This is a genomic window from Thermomicrobium sp. 4228-Ro, assembly GCF_026241205.1.
Lineage (GTDB): Bacteria > Chloroflexota > Chloroflexia > Thermomicrobiales > Thermomicrobiaceae > Thermomicrobium.
The window spans coordinates 572,696-591,227 of sequence record NZ_JAPFQM010000001.1 but is presented as its reverse complement, the minus strand read 5'-3'; the positions used below and the strand labels follow the sequence as shown (position 1 = coordinate 591,227).

The window sequence follows — 18,532 nt, the reverse complement described above, 5'->3', positions numbered from 1 at the left end:
GACTGGCGATGTGGGGATTCCTTCCAGCAGAACGCGTGGGAGGAGACGTTCTCGCTCAGTCTGCCGGCGGTTTTTTTGGGGCGATACGAGTCTGGGTGGCGTGCTGGCTGCACTCGGACGAGGCGACCGACCCTGAGGTGAAGCGAGGTGTGTTCTGCACGCGCCCGGCGATTCGACAGTGGCCGGCGAGTCTGTTCGCCGAGTTTCTCGGAACCGCGGTGCTAGGAGCTTGCGTGACGGCGCTCGTGCGCGGTTTCGTCGAGCCAGGAGCGGCACCGTGGTGGGTCGGCGGACTCATGCTCGTCGTCGGACTGGCGCTCGGCGGTACCACCGGCTTCGCCTCGAAGCTGGCATGCGATCTCGCACCCCGGCTGGCCTAAGCACTCTTGCCGACTCCAGGGAGGGTAGGCCTGGCTGGCGCTACGGGTGGATACCGGTGGCCGACCCCGTTGTGGGAGCACTCGCCGACGTTGGGCTCGTCGCTCGCCTGCGGGTCAGGTAGTCTCGAGCACCCGGTGTCCTCGAGAGACTTCCGATCAGCGAGTTCGATCGCAAGGCTCGCGGGTAACCTCGTGCGGAGACAGCGTTTCCGAAACGGGTCCGTCTGGCGAGCTGCGCGGTACGGCACGTACTCCAGCCGTTGAGAGAGCAGGGTTGCATACTGGAGGTGCTCCGCGACGCCGAGTGCGTGCTCATCCACGCCCGCGTCGAGTTCTCGACGCCTTTCGAGGAGGACAGCGTGGAGTACCGAGCTGAGCACGCGCCGGCGCGGAAATGGCCGTCCTCCGGTAGCAGGTGGGTCCAGCCAGCTTTCCGAGCGGCGCGGATCGGGGGAGCGCGGTCTGGCGCTCGGTGGGAGAACCCGGCAACTCACCGCAAGGACTCGAATCCTTCGCGTATGATGGCGGCCATGAGGCGACGGCGCTCCTCCAAGAACGTCGAATACTCCATATCATACCATCGTTCGGGAAGGGCATGGTACCGATACATCTCTCGCAGCTTTTCGGGTGGGAACCGACGTTCGTATTTGGGCGCGTATTCGGCTGGTTGCCGGGCGCTGATGTCGATGTTGTCGTGCCACTCCACCAGCGCGTAATTGGCCACTTGGTTGATGTCGCGCCGATCGGTGACGCCTTGCCGCTCCAGATACTTACGCGGGAAGAGGTGATGTCGCTCCAGGGCCGACTTTTGGGCCTTCGAGGTAGGGTCCAGTAAGTCGCGTACCTTTAAGTGGGAATAGAGCACCGGCGCGTCGAGGAGGCAGAGGGAAGCGAAAAAGGCTGCCTGTCCGACGTTCCGTGCCGAGGCCGTAGCCAGTTCATTGGGTAGGGTAATCTCCCAGTAGCTCGATGTGAGCACCGCGGCCATTTCTTGCTCCAGCGTCTGCGCGAACTCGCTCGGCTGAGAACAGCCGCGCAGCAGGGCCAAATCCTGCTCCATGCGAGTTTCCGGCGAGCCAGTGTACCGGCGGGTGAGCGAACTCATGAAGAACCAGCGGGCTATGAGGTTGCGCAGGGTGTGCGGATCGAGCGCAAAATCTCGCTTGCCGATGAGCCAGAGGGCGTAGGTATAGACGAGGGTCGTTTCGGACGTGATCAAACTGGGATGGATGTAGCCGGCCCGCTTGATGACTTTGAAGAAGTCGTGCCAGTGTTGCAGGTCGAGGACCTCAGCCTGTGCCTTCTCGAGCAAGGCGAACTGGGCATCTCGGCGCTCCGGGGAGAACTCGCCCGTTTGCAAGTCTTTGCCGCGCAAGATGGAATACACGTGCTCGAGCCGCGCGCGGCGGAACCCGAGCGCTACGTCAGCGCGGAGCAACTGGTCGGGCTGAGGGTGAAAGTACGGATTATAGGGCGAAGGGTGGTTGTCCACCGGCGGACGCTTGGCCTCACGACAAAACTCTTCCAGCTGCTTCCGCCCTTCGTCCCAGAAGACGGACATCAGCGTGAGGATGAAATCGGCCTGGTTCAGCGTCCGGCCCTGACTATTGATACGCACGAAGATTTCGGCGACCTGCTCTTCCGACGCATTGACGGAAATTTCCAGGGCGGTCATGGGGTAGTTGATGAGGTTGACGAGTCGCTGGATAGCCTGGGGAATGCGTTTGCGCTCTTCAGGAGTGAGTCGGCGGCGCTCCTCCAGACGCTCGAGGAGAGTAGAGACGAAGTCGTAGTGATCGAAATCGGGTTGCCAGAAACGGCTAATATCCGCGATCCAGGTGGGATCGCGTTCGATAGCCGTATTGGTCACCTCGAACTTTTCTTCTACCGGGTGAAAGGCGATGCGTAACCTGATTCGGTCGAAGTTCTTGTCCACGATGGGTACGTTTCTCATGACCGCATAGAGAGCCGTGAGCCGTTGCTGGCCGTCCACGATGAGTAGACGAGGTGCTTTTTGCTTCTTGCCCTCCCCGATGATCCGATACTCGCCGGGATAGCCGTTTTCCCAGAAGAGTAGCGTCCCGATCGGATAGCCGCGGTACATCGAGTCGAAGAGATCGCGTACGCGGGTCGTGTCCCACACGAAGGGTCGCTGGATGTCGGGCAGGCCGATCTCACCGAGGGCGATGTCCTCCACCAGTTTGCCGACGGTGTAGTCGACCTTCTTGAAGAGCAGGTCGCTCATCGCTGCGTTCCTCCTCAGAATGGAGCGATACGATCGTCCGCAACGCTCTGTGACGGTCATCAGGTCGAGGAGTGGTGGTTCGAAGAGCGTTTCGAGCACCGCCTCGTGCGGCTTCTCCATGCCGAGTTTCTCGTCGAACACCTGTCACCTGCGGGTGATCCCGCGCTGTTCGTCGTGGGGTGGGCCAGGGATAGCAGGCGCTCCGACACATGCGTGCCAGATTCGGAATACCGGTTGCATAGCCGGTGCGCGGACCCGAGCCAGGCAAAGTCAGCCGAGCCCGAAGCTGGTTCGTGTAGAAACTGGGTGCAATCACATTGATTCTCCTGCGCATTCGGTGAGGATGGTTATGGTCGGATATACCCGAGACCTGATGGTTCCAGCCAGGAGTATAACCAGTGTCTCCGCTCTCGTCCGCGAGGGCATCTCCTCGCTGCAGAGGATATTGCACCGCTGCTTCAGGTGGTTCGTCCGTATCGTCTCGTGTGCTCGAGCCGATCCGTCCCCACAGCGCATCGGCCGTTTTCGAGAAAAGACGAGAGAGGATCCCCCCTGTCTCCCTCGTGACAAAGCCTTCCCTCGCCGAATAGGGATTGGAACTCGGTCGAGTCGTGGCTGCCGGGAAGGCTCTCGCCCCCTTCGTCCCCTGTCGGGTCCCTGCATTATCGGACGTGTGTCTCCTGTACCGCAAGACCTCACCGATCGATCGAAACGGGGCTCTACCTTTTACCAGAATTTCTCCTGCGCGGGCAAGGGAACCGATCCATCTGCCCAGCAGGCTGGATGCGCCCCGTGCGGTTCGCATCATGGTTGGAGCCATTGCGTTGGCACGGCACCGAGTATCGAGATTGCCTGGTGACTCCCTCGGGAGCGGGGATTCCTGTTTTGGAGCTGGTTCTCAGCCGGAGCGTTCCCGATCTCCCCTTCGGCCCCGGGGTGGAAGGCTGTCGAGCCATCCGGGATCTCTGTGCGATCACTCCTCGGCGGGAACCGGGCGGAAGCCTGCACTGTACCTGTGAACTATTGGCCCAGACTCCCGGCCTGCCGGCGAATCCTGGACTAGCCTGCCTCGTCTGCGAGAGAACAGCGCACGACGCCTGATGCTCGATCAGCAGCATCGTGTGGCCCTTCCTCTTCCAGAATCTTCAGAGGCACATGCCGTCCCCGTCCGCCCCCGTCTGGTGCCTGAACTCCTCCTCGAGGACATCGGAAAGTTGTTCGAAGAAGGCAAGGGGGAAAGGTATCCTTCGATTTCGGTGCGTCCGCTGGAACGCGACTGGTACAGGCGGCCTTCGGAAAGCCGTCGCTCGAGGGTTTGACTGTCGAGGTTCTGCTGCGCGGTGCCTCTCTGCAACTTGGACCATTCGCAGACCTGAGTGGCCCAACCATCGGACACGGTCGATCGTCTCGCTGGACGGTCGATTCCGCGATCGCTGGAACGTGTCCGTACCGTAATCTTCCTCTCCTACTGCTGGCAGTTGTAGGCGAACTGCCAGGGACTGCAGGGATCCCACGGATCGCTGCCGACCAGGATCTCGTCGAAATCGGAGTAGCCGTCGACGTCGGTGTCTTCCTTCCGAGGGTCGGTTCCGTAGACATAGACCTCGGAACCGTCCGAAAGGCCGTCCGAATCGCTGTCCGAGTTGTACGGGTCGGTACCGAAACTCAACTCCTCGTCGTCGGGCAGGCCGTCGCCGTCGGTATCGGCTGATGGCGGCGGTGGCGGCGGTTGGGGCTGTGGTTGCGGCTGCGGTCGTGGTTGTGGTGGCGGAGGCGCCGGCTGCGGCGGTGTTGGGAGCGCTCGCACTTCGAAGGTCGCTTGGCCGAGAACGGCCTGGCGCGAGGCGGCATCGACTGCACGGACTGTCCAGGTACCCGCGATGGCGTTGCCGCCTGCGACCTGACAGTAGGTGAGCCCGACCGTCGTCCAGTCCGTTCCCTGGAGTTCGACCGTGGCGAGGTCGACCGGACTCTTACCCGGCGGGACGGCCTGCACGACGACCGCGACGCGCTGCCCGGCCGTTCCGGCTGCGTTCCTGACCTGGATATCGACGGTCGCTCCGCAATCCTGCGGCTGGACCGGCTCGGTGGGAACGCGCCATTCGAGCGTGGGCAACGGTGTGGGCGTCGGTGTCGGAGGAAGCGTAACCTGGAAGCGATCCGTCGCGATCGGCTGTGTGCTCGCATCGCTCCGATACCAGCGAACGGTCCAGGTCCCGACCTGGCTGGTCTCGGGGACGATGCTGCAGAGGGAAACACGGATCGTTCCCCAGTCGTCACCGGTCGTCTGGATGGGGCGGAGAACGATTTCTTGTCCGTTCGGCGCGGTGACGACGGCATAGACGGGCAGCTGCTGCGCTGGCTCGGCCTGTCGCGCGCGGATGCCGAGTTCCACGATCGGGCGGGTCGACCGGCAGTCCCCAGCCGGGACTGGCTGGCGCGGTGCGCTGGTCTGCCAGGCGATCGCCGCCGAGGGTTGGACACGGAAGGATACCGTCGCGAGGATCCGGTCGGGCTGGTCGGCATCGACCCACTCCGCACGCCAGGTGCCCGGGGCGACCGGTGTTCCCACATCGTGGAGGTCCACTTCGATGTCGAGCGGTTGCCCCAGACTCACCGAATACTGTTCAGCGAGCACCTGCTCGCCGTTGGGCGCCACGAGGCGCAGCTCGACCGACCGGACCGTCGACTCCGGAGGGACCTCCAGGCGCAGGTGCACGGACGTCGTCTGGGTGGGGTCGAGCGGTGCGCTCGGTCCGACAGCCCTCCAGCCTTCCGGTTGCGGCAAGGGTGACGCTGGTGTCGGGGTCGACGTCGCCCGGTTGCAAGCAGCGACGAGGATGGTGAGGAGCAACAGGATCGCGAGCGCTCGGTTTCGCGATGGACTCGCGCAGTGGCGCATGGACACGTCCAAGCACACCGTGCAAACTGGCACCGAACTTCACCACCTCGTCCATACTCTAGCAGACCCGAATCGGCTGTCAAGCGGTAGTTGGTTGCGTACCGCGGTGCGCAGGTGCTTGGTTTTGCGCACGCGGGTGCGAGATCCTGCTTCCCCAGGCGAATACGGGGGCGAATGCTCGCCCCCGCAACAGTGGCGACTCCTTGTCGGGCGCAATCCTATGGTTTTTGCACTATTGCCCGAACCGTCACGTGGCCGGCGTGCTCGAAATGCAGCTCGAGTTCGAGTTCGTCCCCGGGGTTGAGATCGCGGGTGAGACCGATGAGCATGACGTGCAGGCCGCCCCGCTTCAGCTCGACCGATCCGTGCGCGGGAACGTCGATCCCGTCGACCGGCTGCATCTTCATCACGCCGCCTTCCATCGTGGTTTCGTGAAGTTCGACAGTCTGCGCAGCGTCGCAGTGCGCGTGAAGCAGCCGGTCCGGCTGGTCGCCAGCGTTCTCGATCACCATATAGACCGCGCTCACACCGTCGGCCTGGCTGGCTGCGCGCGCCCAGACGTTGCGGATGACGAGCGAGTCGCTCCGGAATTCGTTCTGCACCGATGGCGTGCCCATCGCTGTCGGGGTGCCATGCATGCCGTGTCCCATGGTCGGCGTTGCCTGCATCGCCATCGTCGGTGTCGGAGCGCTGGTGGGTGTCGGTGCGGCTGTCGGTGCCGGACTGGTCGCTGCTGAGCTTTCGGGTGTGCTGGCGGCCATCGGCGTCGGTGACGGTGCAGGCGCCGGTGTGGGGGTGGCTGCACTCCCGCAGGCGACGGAAACCAGTAACCCGAGCGCAGCAACGATTCCGGCGAGCCAGCTGGCCCGCAGTGACGAGAGGCATGGCATCGCGATCCCTCCTCGCAACCTTCCTGTACCGGCTGGTCTTTCAGGACTTCAGCAGTGCGCGGAGGTCGCTCGCCACTTGCTCCGGTGTCAGTCCGAAGGGCAGGACGGCACGGAGGCGTCCCTCCGTGTCGAGCACGAAGGTCGACGACGTGTGCTCGACCAGGTAGCCCAGTGCCGAGTTCGACTCGACCTTGGCATAGTGGACACCGAAGGCGGTCGCGAGTTGTTGGATCGCCGTCTCGTCACCGGTCAACCCGAGAAAGGTCGGGTCGTACTTGGCGAGGTAGCCCGCCAACCGCTCGGGCGTGTCCCGTTCGGGATCGACCGAGACGAAGACGAGCTGGACACGACCGGCATCGTTCCCGAGGAGGGCTCGAGCGCGTGCCATCGTGGAAGCGGTGGTCGGGCAGACGTCCGGGCAGTGCGTGTAGCCGAAGAAGACGACGACGAGCTTCCCTCGGAAATCGCCGAGCGTGTGCGCTTGCCCGTCGCTCCCCTGGAGCGTGACGCTCGGGATGTCCTGCGGCGGGTCGAGTTCGATCCCGTTCAGTGTCGTGGCGCGGGATCGCCAGTAGAACCAACCGGTGACGAGCAGGACGAGGGCGATCGCGATGAGTTCGGCGAAGACGAGTCGACGGAGCCACGGTCGAGTCGGCATCGGTCATGCTCCTCCGAGGTTGCAGGTGAAGAGATGGGCCGCTTCGTAGAGGTACCGGCGCGCACCTCGGCTGTTCCGGATTTCCTGAGCCAGCGCCGCGAGGTCACCCTGAAGCACCGTCGCGGTCGGAGCCGTCCGGTATTCGGCCCGGACGATACCGACCGGATCGACGACGACGAGCACCGGGTCGACGGTGGTACCGTGCTGCGATACCTGCCGGGGAACCCGGAATCCAGCGAGAACGAGTTCCAGTTCGCGTTCATCACTCGTTCCGAGGACGAGCCAGGGGAAACCCGATGTGGCGAGTTCTCGCTGGAGCGTCGCGAGGCGTGTGGCATCGCTCGGTTCGGTCACGATCCAGATCGCTCGCATCGAGCGCCCGCTGGTATCCCCTGCCAACGCCTCGGCGAGGCGGGAGCTCCACTCCGTGCAGCGCTCGTCGCAGCGTACCGGTCCGAAGGTGACCAGCACGATCTGCCCGCGTAGGTCGTCGCTGGAGACGCGATTTCCCGCTGCGTCGACCAGGCCGAACCCGGGTGCGACCCGGAGTCGCGGCAGGACGCGCGGCGCGGCGAGCGCGCTCCAGACGACGGAAAACGTCGCGGCGAGCAACACGATGACGAGCGCGATACGGCGAACCATCTCTCACCAGCTCCGATATGACTGAGACACCTGGACGAAACAGGTGACGAACGACACTCCGCCCGAGACTACCGGCGCGGTGGCGGATCGAGCGGGACGAGTGTCACGCCGTCCGGAGTGAGGAAGTCAGGCGCGTGAGACCGGCACTCGGTGGCGAGGAACGTCAGGAGGAGGAGCGATGCACTGAGGATCGGGAGCGTACTCGCGATGGCGAGCGGTCCGGCCGGCAGGGTGAGGACCGGCCCGCTGGGCTGCTCGGCGCCGTGCGTGGTCCCAGCAGACGGACCGTGACGATGCGTGTGGGTGTGGCCAGGCAGCTCGAACAACGCGTGCGGGTGCGGAAGCTCCGCGCCGCACGAGCAGTCCGTCGGCGTCAGGAGCGCAGCCGAGAGCGCGACGATGAGCAGGAACCCTGGAAGCAGTGGAAAGAGAGTAGGCATCGTCCGCATCGCGCCTCCGTGCGCGGCTCATCTCTGACGTAATCTTACGGTTGTGTCGTCCCCGGTTTCCAGGTCAGCCACCGCGGTGCGCGGCGTTCGGTCCAGTACGGTCGCCGTACACCAGCCGAGCCCGTTGCCTAGTGAGGCCGCTGCGGGCACTCAGCGAAAGGCGGGCATGACGTGCTCGACGAAGGCTTCGAGCGCCGCGAAATCGACCGGGGGCCGGACGGTCAGGTTGATCCAGTCGGCTCCGGCTTCGCGGTAGGCTGCGAGCTGCTCGGCGACCGCGGTCGGGCCACCGACGAGCCACCCTGGCTGCTGGAGTGCCTGGGGCCCGACTTGCTCGGCCAGCCGTTCGCGCAGGCGGGCCACCGCGCCTTCGTCGTCCTCCGGTGCCATGTACAGGCCGACCTGGACGGCGATCCGGATCGTGGTCGGATCGCGTCCCTCGACGGTACACCAGTGCTCGAGCGCTGCCTTCTTGCGCTGAAAGCCTTCGGGATCGACATAGGGGATGTTCCACCCGTCGGCATGGCGGGCAGCGATACGAGCCGTGCGGCGTTCCCCCGCGCCGCCTATCCACAGCGGCAACCGCGGCTGCACCGGCTTGGGCAGGACGCGTGCCTCGCGGAGCTGGATCCAACGCCCCTCGAAGGTGACAGCGTCCTCTTGCAGGAGACGGCGCAGCGCCTGGATCCCCTCTTCGAGCTGGTCGAGCCGTTCGCGGTCCGGCAAGAACGGGTAGCCGAAAGCCCGGTATTCCGGCTCGTGCCAGCCGGCGCCGAGGCCGACCTCGAGTCGTCCCCCACTCAGGTGGTCGATCGTCACGATCGATTTCGCGAGAAGGCCGATATTCCGGAACTGCACGGCGAAGACCATGCACCCGAAGCGGATGCGTTGCGTGTCGCAAGCGATCGCCGCGAGGAGAGGCACGGCCTCGAAGTGGGGGATACGGTCAGACGTGCGTGCATAGAAATGGTCCCAGACGGAAAACCAGTCGAAACCATGCTCGTCGGCGAACTGCCACAGCCGGCGGAGCTCGTCGATCGTCGTGTTCTGTGGGCCGACATGGATCCCGAACCGCACGGCTCTTCCCCTTCCCTGCGCGATCGTTGCCCGCCTGTTCTCCAGCCGAGCGAAAGCATAGCCCCGCTGAGCGTCGGGCGACACCCAGCGGGGCTGGGAGAACCTTGGGTATCAGCTGAAAAGCAGCTCACTGAAGCTATAGAGACCAGGCGGCCGGTTGCGTATGCGACGCGCTGCCTCGAGCGCACCGCGCGCGTAGGCGCGACGGCTCTGTGCCCAGTGCGTGATCTCCAGTCCCTCGTCATCGCTGGCGAGGAGAACGGTGTGTCGTCCCACTTCGCCACCGGCGCGGACGGCATGCAGTCCGACCTCGCCCGGTTGTCGCAGTGCTTCGCCCGGTCCGCGCCCGTAGACGTACGTCAGCGGTGTCTCGGCCCGCGCGCGGCTCATCGCCTGGACGAGCCTGATGGCGGTGCCGGACGGCGCATCGCGCTTGGCCCGGTGGTGCCGCTCGATCACCTCGATGTCCCACTCTGCGAGCGTCCGCGCCAGTTCGGGAAGGAGACGGAGCAGCACGGCAATTCCGACACTGAAGTTCGCAGCATGGACGATCGGTACATGTTGTGCCGCTTCGCACAGGGCAGCTCGGTGTGCCTCAGCGAGACCAGTGGTACCGGTGACCAGCGGCACGCCGGATGCAGCCGCAGCTCGCGCTGCGGCCAGCGTGAGGTCAGGATGGCTGAAGTCGATCACCACGTCGACGAGGCGCATGAGATCGGGAAGTGCATCGGTGAGGAGCAGGGACGGTGGCAGCGATCGTCGCAGGGCCGTGGTATCCCGGCCGGGGCGGACGAAGCCAGCGACCGCCGCGATGTCGTGAGTGCCCGCCGCGACGTCGAGGACCGCCTGACCCATTCGCCCGGTGATGCCGATGACGCCGATCCGGAGCATCAGGCGGCCTCCCCGAGACGATTGGCCAGCAGTGGTGCCGTGTGGGGACAAGTGGCCAGCACATGCGCGAGCCACTGGCGATTGCCTTCGCTCAACGGAGCGAGCGGAAGCCGGACGGAACCGTTGCACAGCCCGAGCAGTTCGGCAGCCGCCTTGACGGGAACAGGATTCGTCTCGAGGAACAAGGCCCGGGCCAAGGGGAAGAGTTCGTGGTGGAGTGCCCGAGCGCGCTCGACATCTCCTCGCAGCGCAGCGCGGACGAGGTCCGACATCGCTCGGGGTGCGACGTTGGCGACGACCGAGATGACTCCCCGGCCCCCGACCGCGATGATGGGGAGCGTCAGCGAGTCGTCACCACTCAGCACCGCACAACGGTCGCCGAGTGCCAGGACGAGTTCGCTGACCTGGTCGAGCGATCCGCTCGACTCCTTGATCGCGATGACCGGTGCTTGCTCGACGATCCGCCGAGCGGTCTCCGGTGCGAGGTTGACGCCGGTTCGGCCTGGGACGTTGTAAAGGACGAGCGGAAGGTCGACCGCGTCCGCGATAGCGACGACGTGCCGGAAGAGTCCCTCTTGTTGCGGCTTGTTGTAGTAGGGCGTCACGACCATCGCGGCGTCAGCGCCCAGCTCCCGCGCCGCTCGCGTCCGAGCGATCGAGGTCGTGGTGGAGTTGGTGCCGGTACCGACGATGACCGGGACGCGCCCCGCCGCGCGCTCGATGACGAGTGTAGCGACTCGCCGCCACTCGTCTTCGGTGAGGCTGGGTGTCTCGCCGGTCGTCCCGCACGGAACGAGGCCGTCGACTCCCTGATCGATGAGCCAGTCGACGAGGCGAGCGAGCGCTCGCTCGTCGATCCCTTCGCTCGTGAACGGCGTGATGAGTGCGACGAACGTTCCCTCGAGCATGCCATCCCCCTCGTCAGTATCCACCGACGTCGAAACACGGTCTCCGGTCTTCCGATGGCACACTATGGCGTGGCTTCCACGCCGCAACGTCCACCGGGATCGGTGTCGGACGCGCAGTCTGGCTCGTGCGTTGGAGGAACTACCGAACGGGGGAATGGCGTTTCAGCGGATAGACACGACGGGGTACAACGAGGAACTGGGCAGACCAGCTCGCGGCGTACTGCGAGATCGTCTGGGCTCGCCTACCGTCGGTCATGGGCACGTACTCCGATCCAGTGAGCCCCACCCTGCACATGCTAGCAGCTCTGCATCGTCTTGTCAAGAAGGTTGTGGGTGCAGCGTGCCCACGAATACTGGAACAGGTCCATCGGGCGGAGATCGTGTCACGACGTCGCAAGCGCCCGGGCGGCAGAACCGTCGCCGTGCCGGCGGAGCGAGCCGTCGCCTCGCTGTCGTGCGAGCGAGCGGCGTTCCACTCGACGCTGGTTACCGCTTCCGCTGGACGGAATATTCCTTGGGCAGAGTGCCCTCGTGTCGAGCGCGCTCCGGTGCGTGTGGTGAGGCACACAGCGACTGCAGCGCGTGTTAGGGTGACGATGCTGAGAAGAAGCGTCAGCGCTCCAGCACGATCTCAGGCCGAGCGCGGTCGACGAGGTCACGGCGTATGGTTGCCCCCAAGAGCCGCTCGAACTGTGCCGCGAGCCACTCGGCAGCCTCCAGAGCAGCGTCTGCTGTGACCCCGTGGAACGCATCGATCGGGACGAAGACCCGTCGCGTCTCGGGGGTTACGAGACCGATCCGGCTCTGCCGCCAGACCCAACGGCGCGTTCGCACTTCGTGGTCGTGGGCGTACACGATCTCGCCGGGCTCGGGGATTTCCGGTTCTCCCTCCCCGAGGGGGAGGAAGCGATCCCCGGCCTCGCTCGGCCGGACGGTGATTCCCTCCGGGGCTGTGTCGAGGTCGTGCGCACCGACCGGAACGAGGAAACGGAGCGAGGCAGCGTTCACGAGGTCAACGGTTGGGTTGATACTCGGCGGCGGGTTGCCTTTGAGCGTCCGCCGCAGGAGCGCCTCGACCGAACTCTGGTAGGTGCTCGCCGACCAACCGAGGGTGCGGAACGCGTGGCGCCAGACAGCGATCGCCGGGAGATCTTTAGGATCGCGAGTACCGTACTGCTCGCGTGCCTGCGCGATGCTCTCGCTGAGGAGTGCCCGTGCCTGCTCGGGCGCTCGCTGATTGTCGAGCGCTTCGACCACGAGCACCACGACGAGATAGTCGGGAAACCGTTCGAAGACCTCCCGTGCGATCCGGAACCGGCTCATCGCTCCCCTCACGGACCAGCACAACAGGGGTGCAATGCTTCGCGCCGGGCCACGCGCTCGTAGACGCGGGCGACGATCGTCGTGACGCGGTGCCAGGAGTACCGGAGCGCCGCCTGTCGCGCCCCGACCTGCAAGTGCGACCGGAGCTGGTGGTCGGTCAGTGCCCGGATCGTTGCGGCTGCGAACGCCTCGGGATCCGCTGGTGGCACGTGCAACCCGGACATCTCGTGCTCGATGCTGAATCGCAACCCACCGACGCAGCTCGCCACGACCGGTGTGCCACAGGCCATGGCTTCGACGGCGACCAAACCGAACGATTCGTACAACGAGGGGATCAGACAGATATCGGCAGCATTGTAGAAGAGCGGGAGTTCTTCTTGCGGCCGCGACCCGACGAATCGGATCGTTTCGCCGAGACCGAGGCTGGCTGCTTCAGCGATGACGCGGGCGAGCGCGTCGTCCGGTCGCGGTGCGCCGGAACCGGTCTGGAATGTTCCCCCGAGAAACAGCAGGAGCGGCCGCTGGTGCGAGAGATCTGCGACGACACGCTGCCAGGCCCGCAGGAGCACATCGATCCCTTTGATCGGGTCGATACGCCCGACGAAGAGCGCAGTCGGTCGACCTGGCTCGATGCCGAGCACCGCGCGGGCAGCAGCGCGGTCGAGCGGGCGAAAGTGTTCGGCGTCGACACCGGGTGGCACGGTGCACACGCTTGCAGCAGTTGCCCCGAGTTGCTGCTCGATCGTCGAGCGCTCGTCGGGATTCGCCGCGATGATCGCGTCGGCGACACGAGCCAGCCCTTGTTCGACCTGGAGTCGGAGGACCGATTCGAGCGGTCCAGAGGAGACGGCGTTCTTGAGGGCAGCGAGCGTGTGGAACATCTGAACGAACGGGATGTTCCAATAGCGCTGCAAGAGATAGGCAGCCCAACCGGAAAGCCAGTAATGCGCATGGATGCAGTCGTACGAGCGCCGATCGCGGTAGACCTGGTAGGCGAGCTCGGAGACAAAGGCCGGTAGATAACAGAACAGTTGATCTTTGGCGATCGGAGCTGCGGGGCCGGCGTCCAGCGTGTAGACGCGCACGCCGCGACGTGGCTCGACGACCGCCGGGGTGGCAGGGTCCTCGCGTCGCGTGAAGATGTCGACTTCGACGCCGCGTTCAGCGAGATGACGGCTGAGTTCGCGGATATAGACGTTCATGCCACCAGCATTGCCGATTCCGGGCTGTGCCAGGGGAGACGTGTGGACGCTGATCATCGCGACCCGCTCGATAGCGGGCTTCGGAAAGAACCGACTCCGCTCCAGTTCGGTTTGCACCGCCGTGTGGCTCCCTTCTCGCGCTCCAGCCGGCTGGTAAGCAAGAATGCCACCGACGCCCGTGCCGGTGGCGAGCGGCTGGACGCGATCGCGGCGCCCGCGGAGGGACTCGAACCCCCGACCACAGGGCTTAGGACGCCCCGGCTCTTTCCCCTGAGCTACGCGGGCAGAACACCCAGCGCATCGTCAATTCTAACCGACGCGCTGGAGGATGCGCCAGGCGATCGCTTGCCGGTGGCGTTGTGCCTGTGCTATACTCCCGCCGGATGAGCGGGGAGTGGCGCAGCCCGGTTAGCGCGCCGCGTTCGGGACGCGGAGGTCGGAGGTTCGAATCCTCTCTCCCCGACAGGTAGGCCGGCTCCGCCGGCCTTTTTCGTCTGCAGCAGGAGCGTCACGATGGATCGCTCGTCAGCTGGTGCGCTCGATGCGGAGCGACAACGGCTGTTGCGCAGCCTTCCGGCGGTTTCGACGCTGTGCCAGCATCCCGCGGTGCGGCCGTTCGTGGACGAGCTCGGTGAGCGAGCAGTGGTGCCCGTGATCCAGGAAGTCCTCGCAGCGACTCGCCAGACGATCCTGACGACCGGGCAGGCCGGTGACGTGCTCACTGCTCTTCTCCGGGAGCTCGAGCAGCTGGCTCGACCCCGTCTCGAACCGGTGATCAATGCGACCGGTGTCGTGATCCATACCAATCTTGGCCGCGCACCGGTCAGTGAAGAAGCAGCGCAGGCTATGGCCGATGCTGCCCGGCGGTACACGGCGCTGGAAATCGAACTGGAAACCGGGCGGCGCGGTGGGCGAATGGCCGAGATCAGCCGCTTGCTCTCCCTCCTCACCGGTGCTGAAGCCGGGCTGGCTGTCAACAACAATGCTGCGGCCGTGCTGCTCGTGCTCAGCACCTTTTGTGCCGGTCGTGCTGTCTTGGTGTCGCGCAGCCAGGCAGTCGAGATCGGCGGCGGTTTCCGGATTCCGGACGTCCTGCGCCAGAGCGGTGCGCGACTGGTCGAGGTCGGCACCACCAACCGCACCTATGTTCGGGACTACGAGGCGGCGATCAGCGAAGAGACGGCAGCGATTCTCTCCGTCCACTGGAGCAATTTCCGGATCATCGGGTTCACGCACCAGCCGTCGCTCGAGGAACTGGCCGAGTTGGCCCACGCGCACGGCTTGCTCCTGATCGAGGATGTGGGGAGCGGTGCGCTGCTCGATACGGCACAGTTCGGGCTCGCGCACGAGCCGACCGTTCAGGAGGCGATCGCAGCTGGTGCCGACCTGGTCTGTTTTTCGGGCGACAAGCTTCTGGGTGGGCCGCAAGCGGGACTGATCGTCGGCCGGCGGTCGCTCATCGAGCGTCTCGAGCGGCACCCGCTCGCCCGGGCGATCCGTGCTGACAAGACGGCCCTCGCTGGGCTCGCCACAACGTTGCGGCACTACGTGCGCGGTGAAGCCATGGAGAAAATACCGGTCTGGCGCATGATCGCTGCACCCGTTGCGGCACTGGAAGAGCGATGCCGTAACTGGGCCGCGGAACTCGCTGCGTCGGTCGACTGTTCGGTCGTCGCGACCGAGGCGACGGTCGGGGGTGGGTCGCTTCCCGGCGAGACGCTGCCGAGCGTCGCTTTGGCGATCCCTGCGGTCAGTCTGCAGGCTCGCTACGGACTGGGGCTCGAGGAGTTCGCCCGGCGCCTTCGGCTCGGTCGTCCTCCGGTGATCGGTCGGGTGGAGGACGAGCGCCTCATGCTCGATGCCCGGACCGTGCTTCCCGAACAGGACAGGGTGCTCGTCACGGCGATCCGGCGCGCCCTCGGGATCACGTGACCGGGTCGCGCGTGTCGCGGAAATAGGGGCTACGGTCTGGATAGAACTCCGGAAAGCGCTGCTTGAGTGCCTCGATCAGTTTCAGCGCGTTCCGCAAGGCTGCCCGATCGCCGCTCTGCTCGGCGGCACGCACGTCGCTCAGGAGGGAGCGGAGTCGCTCGTCGTGCCGTTCGCGGCGGAGCCGACGGAGCGCATCGCGCAGCGCTTGTCGGGCGAGCGGCAGCGGCAGGTCGGGTTGCGCGGCGACTCGTTCGCGGAGAAACGTGACATAGTCGGCGAGGTCCTCGGGCCAACTGGGGTCGAGCTGGCTCGGTGTGCGCCGGAGCGTGTCCACGATCTCACGATGGCGCACGTCGAGCAGGCTCTCCTGATCGATCTCGTCGAGGAAGGCAACGGCGGCGTCCGGGTAGCGTAGCAGGAGTGCGACGAACTGCTGCTCGGTCGTCAGTGGTCGCTGCTTGGGCTGCTGGCCGTTCGCGGTGGTGCTCGTCTTGGCTGGTCGACGGCGGTACGAGGCGAGGAACCGCCGTACCGTCTCTTCGGGTAGGCGCAGACGGAACGCGACGACACGGGTGTACAGGTCGAGCTGCACCGGATCGCCGAGTTCGAGCAGCAGGGGTGCGACGCGTTCCAGGAGTTCTGCCGCTGCCCGCGGGTGTGCCGGCGGTTGCGACCCCAGCACGGCATCGAGGTAGTAGTCGACGAGCGGTACTGGCTGAGTGAGTGCTGCCTCCCAGCGGGCACGATCCTGCCGGATCAGCTCGTCCGGGTCGAAACCCTCCGGCAGGACGACGACCGCGAGTTCGATGCCGAGCGTTCGCTCGAACCGGATGAGTTGACGGGGATCGGCGACTGGCCGCTCGGTGTCAGCGAGCGCGGTACGCAGGAGTTCGAGCCCGCGCAGTGTCGCTTGCCTCCCGGCAGCGTCGGCATCCAGGGCTAGGAGAATCCGATCAGCCAGGCGGCGGAGCAGCTTGCCCTGCCGTTCCGTCAGTGCGGTGCCGAGCGAGGCGACGGTATTCGTGTACCCGAACTGGTGGGCAGTGATGGCATCCAGGTATCCCTCGACCACGATCGCGGTACGCTGGGCGCGGATCGCCTCCTCGGCGAGATCGAGCCCGTAGAGCACGCTACTTTTGTCGAACAGGAGTGTCTGCGGTGAATTCAGGTACTTCGGCTGGACATCACCGAGCGTCCGGCCACCGAAACCGAGGATGCGACCCTGCCGATCCCGAATCGGGAAGATCACGCGATTCCGAAAGCGATCGACGACCGAACCGTCGTCGCGTCGCACGACGAGACCGACCTGGACGAGTTCGTCGACCGTTGCACCACGCTGTGTCAAGTAGCGGAGCAATGCCGCCGGAGCATCGGGCGCGAACCCGAGTCCGAAGCGTTCGGCTGTCGCCCGGTCGACGCCGCGGCGATCGAGATAGGCCCGAGCAGGTTCGCCGAAAGCGGTCGACCAGAGAATATGGGCGAACCAGGCAGCGGCTAGGCGATTGAGTTCGAGGAGTCGCTGGCGTCGCTCGTCTCCTTCGTGCTCCTGGGTGCGGTACGACTGAAGCGTGATACCGGCTCGCTCGGCCAGCCGCTCCAGTGCTTCCCGGAAACCCAGCTGCTCGGTGCGCATGACGAAGGTGATGGCGTCGCCGCTCGCGCCGCAACCGAAGCAGTAAAAGGACTGTGTATCCGGAAAGACGTAAAAGGAGGGCGTCTTTTCCTGATGGAACGGGCAGAGCGCCTTGAAGTTCTTTCCGGCCTTTTGCAGGTGGATGCTGCTCCCGATGAGTTCGACGATATCGATGGCTTCTCGTACCCGCTCGACGTCTTCGCGTGCCATCGTCTCACCCGAGGAACGACCAGAAGCGCGGCACCCAGATCGCTTCGAAGCAGGCCAGCGCGAAGCGGTCGGTCATGCTCGCAACATAATCGGCAGCGATACGCTCGACCGGCTCATCGGTCAGGGCTGAGCGGAAGTCCGCCGGGATTTCCTCCGGGTGGCGGACGAAATGCTCGAAGAGGAACTGGATGATCCGCTCGGCCTTCCGAGTCGAGTCCAGCTGGTTGAGGGGTTCGTAGACCCGCTCGAAGAGGAAGCGACGCAGGCGATTGGCGACGTCTTCCATGTCGGGAGAGAGCCTGACAACCGCTGTTTCGCTGGTAGGTGCGTCGAGCAGTGGCTGGGAGGTGGCGATGACGTCGGCCACCAGGCGGTGGATCCGTTCACCATGTGTCCAGCCGAGCGTATCGAGGATGTCCCGCGGCACGTCTTCGAGCCGGATGACGCCGGCGCGGAGGGCGTCGTCGAGATCGTGGTTGATGTACGCGATGCCGTCGCTGATCTTCACGACTTGCCCCTCGGGCGTGCGCGGCCAGCCAGCGACCGGACTGGAGATGCTTTCGATCGTCTTCGAGTGGCGCAGGATACCGTCGCGTACCGGATCGGTCAAATTCAGCCCTCGGCCGTCCCGCTCGATCCGGTCGACAACGCGCAAACTCTGCTCGTTATGGCGGAAGCCGGGGAAGACAGCTGCGAGCGCCCGCTCCCCGGTATGCCCGAATGGGGTGTGACCCAGATCGTGAGCGAGTCCGATCGCTTCGATGAGATCCTCGTTGAGACGTAAGGCGCGACCGATCGTGCGAGCGATCTGCGTTACCTCGAGCGTATGCGTGAGCCGAGTGCGGAAGTGGTCACCGCTCGGTGCGATGAAGACCTGCGTCTTGTGTTTGAGGCGACGGAACGCTTTGGAGTGGATGATCCGATCCCGGTCACGCTGGAAGGCGGTGCGAAAGGGGCATTCCGGTTCTGCCCGCGGGCGCGTCGCGCCACGGCTGCGTGTGCCGGCTGGATGCAGCCAGGCTTCCTCGCGCGCCTCGAGCAGTTCGCGGATGGACGCGACCGAATCGGTGCTCACCGTGCCTTCCCCTCGCTTCCGAAGTGTACGGACACAATGGGTTCCGTGCCAGCCCGCCGAGAACAGCGAGGGACTTCCCGGTTACCGGGAAGTCCCTCGGATCTGGGGTATCCGT

15 protein-coding genes and 2 tRNA genes are annotated in these 18,532 nt (G+C 65.3%); 3 read left to right on the top strand and 14 right to left on the bottom strand.

The window, feature by feature from the left end; all coding sequences use genetic code 11:
- The first annotated feature begins 8 nt into the window (after nt 1-8).
- Complete coding sequence (locus OO015_RS02995) at nt 9-380, top strand: aquaporin (RefSeq protein ID WP_265941011.1); 372 nt, start codon at nt 9-11, stop codon at nt 378-380.
- 490 nt (nt 381-870) lie between these two features.
- Here the strand turns inward: OO015_RS02995 and OO015_RS02990 are convergent, their stop codons facing one another.
- From OO015_RS02990 to OO015_RS02935, 12 genes are all read right to left on the bottom strand, one after another.
- The gene (locus OO015_RS02990; RefSeq protein ID WP_265939639.1) at nt 871-2,625 is read right to left on the bottom strand and encodes a GmrSD restriction endonuclease domain-containing protein; all 1,755 of its coding nucleotides are present in this window, start codon (nt 2,623-2,625) and stop codon (nt 871-873) included.
- 1,465 nt (nt 2,626-4,090) lie between these two features.
- Complete coding sequence (locus OO015_RS02985; RefSeq protein WP_265939637.1) at nt 4,091-5,527, bottom strand: thrombospondin type 3 repeat-containing protein; 1,437 nt, start codon at nt 5,525-5,527, stop codon at nt 4,091-4,093.
- 218 nt (nt 5,528-5,745) lie between these two features.
- Complete coding sequence (locus OO015_RS02980) at nt 5,746-6,417, bottom strand: copper chaperone PCu(A)C (RefSeq protein WP_265939635.1); 672 nt, start codon at nt 6,415-6,417, stop codon at nt 5,746-5,748.
- A 40-nt stretch (nt 6,418-6,457) separates the two neighbouring features.
- Entirely contained in the window at nt 6,458-7,075 is a 618-nt protein-coding gene (locus OO015_RS02975) for an SCO family protein (RefSeq protein ID WP_265939633.1), read from the bottom strand.
- A 3-nt stretch (nt 7,076-7,078) separates the two neighbouring features.
- On the bottom strand, nt 7,079-7,717 hold the full coding sequence (locus OO015_RS02970) for an SCO family protein (protein ID WP_265939631.1): 639 nt from the start codon (nt 7,715-7,717) through the stop codon (nt 7,079-7,081).
- Between the two features lie 68 nt (nt 7,718-7,785).
- Nucleotides 7,786-8,166, bottom strand: a complete 381-nt coding sequence (locus tag OO015_RS02965; protein ID WP_265939629.1) for a hypothetical protein — start codon at nt 8,164-8,166, stop codon at nt 7,786-7,788.
- A gap of 150 nt (nt 8,167-8,316) precedes the next feature.
- Nucleotides 8,317-9,243, bottom strand: coding sequence for an LLM class flavin-dependent oxidoreductase (locus OO015_RS02960; protein WP_265939627.1), 927 nt, complete (start codon nt 9,241-9,243; stop codon nt 8,317-8,319).
- Nucleotides 9,244-9,354: 111 nt separating this feature from the next.
- Entirely contained in the window at nt 9,355-10,134 is a 780-nt protein-coding gene (gene dapB / locus OO015_RS02955; RefSeq protein WP_265939625.1) for a 4-hydroxy-tetrahydrodipicolinate reductase, read from the bottom strand.
- Entirely contained in the window at nt 10,134-11,042 is a 909-nt protein-coding gene (dapA, locus tag OO015_RS02950; protein WP_265939623.1) for a 4-hydroxy-tetrahydrodipicolinate synthase, read from the bottom strand. The genes dapB and dapA overlap by 1 nt, the downstream gene beginning before the upstream one ends.
- A gap of 612 nt (nt 11,043-11,654) precedes the next feature.
- A complete protein-coding gene (locus tag OO015_RS02945; protein ID WP_265939621.1) occupies nt 11,655-12,365 on the bottom strand; it encodes a B3/4 domain-containing protein in 711 nt (236 codons plus the stop codon).
- 8 nt (nt 12,366-12,373) lie between these two features.
- The gene (locus tag OO015_RS02940) at nt 12,374-13,684 is read right to left on the bottom strand and encodes a glycosyltransferase (RefSeq protein ID WP_265939619.1); all 1,311 of its coding nucleotides are present in this window, start codon (nt 13,682-13,684) and stop codon (nt 12,374-12,376) included.
- Between the two features lie 94 nt (nt 13,685-13,778).
- A tRNA-Arg gene (locus tag OO015_RS02935) sits at nt 13,779-13,852 on the bottom strand.
- A gap of 103 nt (nt 13,853-13,955) precedes the next feature.
- Between OO015_RS02935 and OO015_RS02930 the strand changes: the two genes are divergently transcribed.
- A tRNA-Pro gene (locus OO015_RS02930) sits at nt 13,956-14,030 on the top strand.
- Between the two features lie 50 nt (nt 14,031-14,080).
- On the top strand, nt 14,081-15,499 hold the full coding sequence (gene selA / locus OO015_RS02925) for an L-seryl-tRNA(Sec) selenium transferase (protein ID WP_265939618.1): 1,419 nt from the start codon (nt 14,081-14,083) through the stop codon (nt 15,497-15,499).
- Here the strand turns inward: selA and dnaG are convergent.
- Together dnaG and OO015_RS02915 are read right to left on the bottom strand one after the other, a co-directional pair.
- Nucleotides 15,492-17,342, bottom strand: coding sequence for a DNA primase (gene dnaG / locus OO015_RS02920; RefSeq protein WP_265939617.1), 1,851 nt, complete (start codon nt 17,340-17,342; stop codon nt 15,492-15,494). The genes selA and dnaG overlap by 8 nt on opposite strands.
- A gap of 4 nt (nt 17,343-17,346) precedes the next feature.
- Nucleotides 17,347-18,417, bottom strand: coding sequence for a deoxyguanosinetriphosphate triphosphohydrolase (locus tag OO015_RS02915; RefSeq protein WP_265939615.1), 1,071 nt, complete (start codon nt 18,415-18,417; stop codon nt 17,347-17,349).
- Nucleotides 18,418-18,532: the final 115 nt, after the last annotated feature.